Below are 1853 nucleotides of genomic sequence, written 5' to 3'. Positions count from 1 at the left end.
GCGCAAGGAGAACGCCGAGCTGCGGCGCTCGTGCGAGATCCTCAAGGCAGCCTCAATGCCGCTCAGTTAAGCGCATACCCGTGCATCACTGGCGGCTCGGCGATGAGGATCTGGCAGGCAGCTCTGATGGACGGGCGGGGTTGGTCACGACGTTTCGAGGCGTATCTGCTCCTTGAAGGTCTGCGCTGGCGGGGGCACTGCCGGGGCCGACGCCTGGGAAGTCTGTCGCGAAGGAGTTCGTCGAGGAAGTCATCGTGCTCCTGCCGTTGCTGCCGTGTGGTGAGTAGGGCTCTGGGGCGGGCTGCGTGCATGCGGGCGGCGCGGATGGTGATGGTGAAGGAGACCCGGTCGGGGTCGATGTGTCCGCGCGTGGCAGCGGCTACCTGAATTCGGCACAGAGTCTGGAAGAGCACCAGGAACGCGTAGATCTCCTGCTCCACTCCGCTGGGGCCGCGCGAGCGCAACACGGTGTCCGCGCCCCGTATGCGCGTCTTGAAGTTGGAGTAGGCAGTCTCCGATTCCCAACATTGGGCATACAGCGCCGCCAACTCGATGGCCGGTGCCCGCCGGTGGTCGAGGAGTGTGGTCACCAGCCGGAACGGCTCGACGCGCTCGGCCCCGTCCGTCCCGGTGAGGGTAACGGTGTACTCGATCACCCGGATCGGATGCCCCTGTGGTGGTGCATCGATCGGCCGGCCATGGAAGCGGGCCATCCCGTGCCGCCTGCTCTCGGTCGGCGTGGGCATCACAGAGAGGAAGGACCCGTCGGGCAGCGGCTCGACCACGAAGAACACCAGGTTCTTCTTCACCCGCCACAGGAGGTCGGCGCCGGTGTCCGCGCATCGGCCCCACAACTCGTGTCCGGCGAAGTTGCGGTCGGCCAGCAGCAGCATGCCCCGGCTGAGTGAGTCGACCAGTCGTCCCGCCAGGACCAGCTCGGACACCGACGAGGCCGCGTCGAACACCGCATCGATGACCGCGTGGGTCCCGCACTCGACGAGCATCATCAGCCGGACCAGCGGGTTCGAACCCAGGCTGGCGCCGTTGCTCCGTCCAGACCGTTCGACTGCCGCAACCGCCCGGGCCCGCGCGTCCGTGCCGGGGTTGTCCTTGCTGTGGCCGACGTGCCCGAACCGGGCGGCGTTCGGCGGGCTGTCGGCGACCTCCAGCGTCGTCCCGTCCCGCGCCACCACCCGCAGGCCGAACGCCTCAGCCCACGGCGAGCGCGGCGGAGCGATCGGGCCGCGCACACGGTCGAACAGCGCCTTGAGCGGAGCGGCGCCGAGCCTCTGGCGGGCCTGGGTCAGTGCGGAACTGGTCGCAAGGGTGTATCCACCGCCGCGGCACAGGTCGTGCAGGCCTGTCAGGAGGTTGCCCATGACCGACCGATATCCCGGCGGGCACAGGCTGTCAGACCCACTGAACAGGCACATCGCCAGGACGAAGTACACCACGGCCCGGGCCGGCAGCCTCCGGTGCCGCTTCTCACACCGCCCGGTCTCCTGCAGCACCTCATCGATCAGCAACGGCGGCAACTCACCTGTCAGCACGCCCAGATCGATGTGATCACCGACCCGAACCTCAGCGCCACGCTTCGATGACGGTCTCCTGCCGGCAGCGGGAGGGCAAACGGCCACGGCCATACCGGACACGCCAGACTCGACGAGCAACGAAGTTCCTTACGGACGGGCTGCCTTGGCTACAGCACCTCCTATCTGCGACGTCGTCGTCTCATAGAAACCTCGCACCGTTCACAGCTTGTCCAACGCGAACGGCAACCCCGCTAACTGAGCGGCATTGAGGCGGCCTTGAGGATCTCGCAGGACCGGCGGAGCTCGGCGTTCTCCTTGCGT

The 1853-nt window shown here is 67.6% G+C and carries 1 protein-coding gene; it reads right to left on the bottom strand.

What is annotated here, in order from left to right; translation table 11 throughout:
- Positions 1-62: 62 nt before the first annotated feature.
- On the bottom strand, positions 63-1670 hold the full coding sequence (locus AB0R04_RS38860; protein WP_363378899.1) for an IS4 family transposase: 1608 nt from the start codon (positions 1668-1670) through the stop codon (positions 63-65).
- Positions 1671-1853: the final 183 nt, after the last annotated feature.

This window comes from Kitasatospora sp. NPDC056731 (assembly GCF_040687675.1).
In the GTDB taxonomy this organism is placed as follows: Bacteria; Actinomycetota; Actinomycetes; order Streptomycetales; family Streptomycetaceae; genus Kitasatospora.
Note: the sequence above shows the minus strand (reverse complement) of the source record. Positions and strands in the feature narration are given on the sequence as shown.